This window comes from Metabacillus rhizolycopersici, from assembly GCF_020075705.1.
The window spans coordinates 1-4,592 of record NZ_JAIQUM010000152.1 but is presented as its reverse complement, the minus strand read 5'-3'; the positions used below and the strand labels follow the sequence as shown (position 1 = coordinate 4,592).

The 4,592-nt window shown below is 34.8% G+C and carries 5 protein-coding genes; 4 read left to right on the top strand and 1 reads right to left on the bottom strand.

From position 1 onward, the window contains the following. Nucleotides 1-192: 192 nt before the first annotated feature. The 3 genes from K9V48_RS27075 (at nt 193) to K9V48_RS27065 (ending at nt 1,557) form a co-directional block, all read left to right on the top strand. A complete protein-coding gene (locus tag K9V48_RS27075; protein WP_224142177.1) occupies nt 193-597 on the top strand; it encodes an IDEAL domain-containing protein in 405 nt (134 codons plus the stop codon). Between the two features lie 39 nt (nt 598-636). Continuing rightward, the gene (locus K9V48_RS27070) at nt 637-870 is read left to right on the top strand and encodes a DUF1450 domain-containing protein (RefSeq protein ID WP_224142176.1); all 234 of its coding nucleotides are present in this window, start codon (nt 637-639) and stop codon (nt 868-870) included. Nucleotides 871-1,050: 180 nt separating this feature from the next. Then, on the top strand, nt 1,051-1,557 hold the full coding sequence (locus K9V48_RS27065; RefSeq protein WP_224142178.1) for a ferritin: 507 nt from the start codon (nt 1,051-1,053) through the stop codon (nt 1,555-1,557). A gap of 558 nt (nt 1,558-2,115) precedes the next feature. Here K9V48_RS27065 and K9V48_RS27060 read toward each other — a convergent pair. Next, nucleotides 2,116-3,366: an ATP-binding protein gene (locus K9V48_RS27060; RefSeq protein WP_224142175.1), complete on the bottom strand. Its 1,251-nt coding sequence runs from the start codon at nt 3,364-3,366 to the stop codon at nt 2,116-2,118. A gap of 269 nt (nt 3,367-3,635) precedes the next feature. Between K9V48_RS27060 and K9V48_RS27055 the strand changes: the two genes are divergently transcribed. After that, nucleotides 3,636-4,139, top strand: a complete 504-nt coding sequence (locus tag K9V48_RS27055) for a hypothetical protein (RefSeq protein ID WP_224142174.1) — start codon at nt 3,636-3,638, stop codon at nt 4,137-4,139. Nucleotides 4,140-4,592: the final 453 nt, after the last annotated feature.

The following is a 4,592-nucleotide window of genomic DNA, read 5'->3' as shown; positions in this document are numbered from 1 at the left end:
TTTATCCCACCTTAACGGGCAGTAAAACTCCGACTTCGAGATTCGAGAGAAGCAAAGAAGATAAGTGGGAGATAACTGCCCGTAAAGATCCGATAAGTCTCGCTAACCATCAGTGGGGATGAAGAAACCCCCCACTGATGGAAGTCTCGCTTTATATTTGTCATCAGGATGTTTGGGAGGGAGAGTAAAAGAATGGATTTAATTGTCACAGATAAAAAGGGTATTGACGTAGAGTGTTTATCATATGGCTATAAAAAGGAGAATCTTGTGACCAAGTCAAAAACCCTGCAATGTGGAGATGTCTTAACTTTTTCTAACCAGGGAAAATATGTTGTAGGAGTTGGTTGGTTTATTTTAACAAGTGTCAATGAAGAAATAAAAGACTATATGTGGGTCAGCGAACTAGAGGAAGCCACTAACTCTAATAAAGCCATGCCTATTATTGATTGTATGCTCGATTATTTTAATCTGTCTTTTCAATTAGATAAAGCTTTAGAATCTCGTGATAAGCAACTCTTTTTAAGCCTTTCAGAGAAGCAAAAAGAGATATCTTTTCTTTATGATAGAATATCTGGCAAAATGCCAGTTGGGTCATAATTGACACGACCAAATTGTGCGTTTAGAGGGGAGATAATAGTGAAGGCGTTTTATTTTTGTCGAAAAAATGCTTTTCAAGTAAAACGATTATCTCAAACGTTGATCGATCGCTATCCAAACGTAAAAATTAAAGAAAAAAAATGTCTTGGGAAATGCAAAATTTGTACATCAAATCCATTCATATTAGTCGATGGAGAAGTGATCAAAAGCAAATCGTTGGAAAAACTCGCTGCTAAAATTGGAAAGTATATCATAAAAAAAGAAGCACATTAATTTTCCCACAAGCAGATTAATCAAATCCATTCTCTCCTAATTATTTAATCGATAATTATTATCAAATAGTAATTATTTCAAATTAATGTTTGTAATACGACCCCTTTTATAGTAGTATAAAATTACTAAAGCAAAGGGGTGTTTTTGATGTTGTCAAAACTAAATAAAAGTGCAAGTACAATGCTATCTACTAACTTATCTGAAGCATTAAACGATCAAATGAACTATGAATTTTATTCTGCACATGTCTATTTTGCAATGGCCTCTTACTGTAAAAATGAAAATTATGATGGTTTCTCAAACTTTTTCCTTGTTCAAGCTGAAGAAGAAAGATCTCATGGAATGAAAATCTATAATTACCTCCATAATCGTGGAGAACAGGCGATTATTTCTGGTTTTGAACATCCAGATAATAAGTTTGAATCTATTTTAGATGCTTTTGAAAAATCATTGGAACATGAAAAAGAAGTTACAAGACGAATTTATAACCTCTCAGACATTGCTGCAGATGAAAAGGAATATGCAACAATTTCCTTTTTAAGATGGTTCCTTGATGAGCAAGTAGAGGAAGAATCTTCATTTGATAGTATTATCCAAAATTTAAAACGAATAAATAATGATTCCAATTCATTATTTATGTACGATGCAAAAATGGCGAAGTATACAATGCCAACTTCTGCAGAATAATATTTCTTTTATTTACTTTGAAGATATAGGTGAAGGAAACTCCCCAAAATGGACATGGTTAAAACCCCATTTTGAGGAGTTTCCTTTTTTCTTGTAAGGCGTAACTATAAAATTCTTGTACTAGTGGATAAGCGCATGGCATCTAGCGCAAGCGTCCTGCCCCTTGAGGTCATAAGCCACTTTTGAATTGAAGGCAAAAGTGACTTATTTGCCCGAGGTTGATCAAGGCGCTTGAGCTTTTTTCTTAACAGTAACCTAAATCGAAGAGGGTATGTGAAAAACGTTTTAAAATCATCTAAAAATCCAAGTTTATCAATGCGGAGTATAACACAAGTACTCGGCTACCCTTTTATCCCAGCTTAACGGGCAGTAAAACTCCGACTTCGAGATTCGAGAGAAGCAAAGAAGATAAGTGGGAGATAACTGCCCATAAAGATCCGACGAACGATTGACGTCCAAGTCAGGCGAGAAGCCACAGGATGTGGCGTTCCTGAGCGTGATAAGTCTCGCTAACCATCAGTGGGGGATGAAGAAAACCCCACTGATGGAAGTCTCGCTTTATTGATTAACTGGAAGTATAATGGAAAAACAGGTCCCTTTTCCATACTCACTTGTTACAGAAATGCTTCCATTCATTCCTTTAATAATACTATATGAAACCATCATGCCGAGCCCTGTTCCTTTTTCCTTTGTTGAAAAATACGGTTCACCAAGACGATCTATTTGTTCTTGTGTCATTCCTGTTCCTTCATCTTCAATATCAATTTTAAGAATAGAATTTTTGTAGCTTTGCTGAATGTTGAGTTTACCTTTATTCTCCATGGATTCAATTCCATTTTTTAATATATTAATTAGACACTGTTGGAATTTTTTCCTTTCACCTTTAACGAAATATTGGTCTTGATTTGTAAATGAAAACTGAATCTGCACATTATTCATTGTGGCTAACGGTGTAATAACATTGATTGCATGTTGAATTTCCTCATTAACATTGATCGTTTCTAATTTCTCAAGTGCTGGTTTGGCAAACGTTAAATAATCATTAATAATTTCTGTTGCACGATCCAATTCTTGTAAAGCGATCGCTGCATAATCCTTTCTTGTCTGTGGAGAAATATCATTAGCTAACATTTGAATAAATCCCCTGCTCACAGTTAGCGGATTCCGTACTTCATGGGAAATGCTTGCGGCAAGATGGCTAACCATTTGTAATTTTTCTGTTTTAACTAACCTTTGTAATACGTTGAAATTAATGGTTATTATTTCCCAAAGTAATGTTGAAATGAACATGCCGACAATATGAATCGTAATATAATGTAACCAAAATGTGAGGTCTAAGTTAGTTTCAAATACTAGTTTTGCAAAAAGTAGTGAAAAAATTAGAGAGAGTATAGACATTGAACAGCTCAACATTATTTTTTGTTTAAGTTTCATCTGTAAATAATATTTGGATAAAGTGCATACTACAAAACCAATAAAAGAGAAATTGATAACAGCAATGTAAAAGCCCACATCAATCCCTTGGAAATAACGGATACACAGAACTAAAACTAGTAGAAATAACCCTAATCTATATCCACCATATAAACCACCTAAAATAAAGGGAATCCAACGGAGATCCCAGACGAAACCGGTTTCAATTGCAACAGGGAATAACATACATAGTACAAGCGAGACTACTGGAAAAATGCCTAAAATCCAGCCCTTTAATTCCTTCATTCGATACGTATATTTAATCATGTATAACATTTGAACTAAAAATAGTGAGAGGAGGATAAATAAAAAATTGACAAGTAAATCTTTCGTCATAAGATCCATAGCTGCACCGAACTTTCAATTTATAAAATCGTAAAATTTCTATATTCAAATCATACCAATATGGGGAAATTAATTCCATATGAAATTTCCGAACTTTTATTAGAAAAATGTGGAATTCTTTAGTCGGTGGAAAGTGAATCAATACTGGATATGTGGCATAAAATTGAGTAGGGAAATACAGAGTTAAGCAATGAATAAGTCTAAAATTTGCAGGGTAATGCTCCTTTTTGTCGAAATAATGCGTGAAAGGGGAGTACATAATGGTGACGGTGAAAGAAGTGAAAATTGATGGCGAAAGTATTCATGTGTTTAATGGCTCAATCTATATCTTCGAGTCAAGTTCGGGATATACTTTGGAACTAGATATCATTGTCAGTGAGATTGTTGAAAAAAAGTATAAACTTGAGGAAAATCTGATTTTAGAAATAGAATTAGAAGATGGTAGACAGATAAATTCAATTATGCATTCACAAAGCATATCGGGAGGATTACCACAGCTTAATTTATATTGTGAACTCGATACACTCGAAGAATACCAAGATTTTAAGATGGTGAACGAAAATGATCTAGTGTTTCCAAAGATAGAAGAAGGTATCACGTTAGAGGATATAAGGAAATACGAAATGCCTAATGAAAAAGTCACTTTAAAATTAAAGTTACCAATCGATCAATCTGAATGGCTTAATAAGTTAAAGGGTAAGGAGTTGGCCGGAATAGTCAAAGAAGCAATCTATGACTACTGGGAAAAACATAAAATGAAATAGAATAATGATAAGTAGTAGTTGCTTATAACCTACAACTGTCTGAAAATATTATATGCTTTTGTTAGTTATCATTTATCCCATTTTTTACGGGCAGAAAAACCGAAAACCTAGAGATTTGGGAGTAACAATAGAGATGGTTACAGGATAACTGCTCGTAAAGACTGCTAGTCGACTGTGGAGGAAAGAGAAAATCTTCACGATCGAAAAGCTTGCTTGATAGTGAACTACCACGAGCCTAAAGGCATCGTGGCTTCCGAAAAGAAGTCACGCATTTCTTAGCTTCGTCCCTTCAAGGGTGAGTTCACCAGACTTAGTTAGGGGAAATCCTAGCTACGATAGATTGGTCATGACACCTTCGGTTGACGCACCAGACCGTTGCTCTGTCGCTTGCATTTAAGTAGAGATGAGGAAAGTCTCGGTGATGCAAGTGCAAAAAGCCTTTTTATCTTTGTC

What these genes read in the sequence shown, in the direction of transcription:
- K9V48_RS27075 (WP_224142177.1), top strand. Translation starts at nt 193, where the DNA reads ATGGATTTAATTGTCACAGATAAAAAGGGTATTGACGTAGAGTGTTTA.
- K9V48_RS27065 (WP_224142178.1), top strand. Translation starts at nt 1,051, where the DNA reads ATGCTATCTACTAACTTATCTGAAGCATTAAACGATCAAATGAACTAT.
- K9V48_RS27060 (WP_224142175.1), bottom strand. Translation starts at nt 3,366, where the DNA reads ATGACGAAAGATTTACTTGTCAATTTTTTATTTATCCTCCTCTCACTA.
- K9V48_RS27055 (WP_224142174.1), top strand. Translation starts at nt 3,636, where the DNA reads ATGGTGACGGTGAAAGAAGTGAAAATTGATGGCGAAAGTATTCATGTG.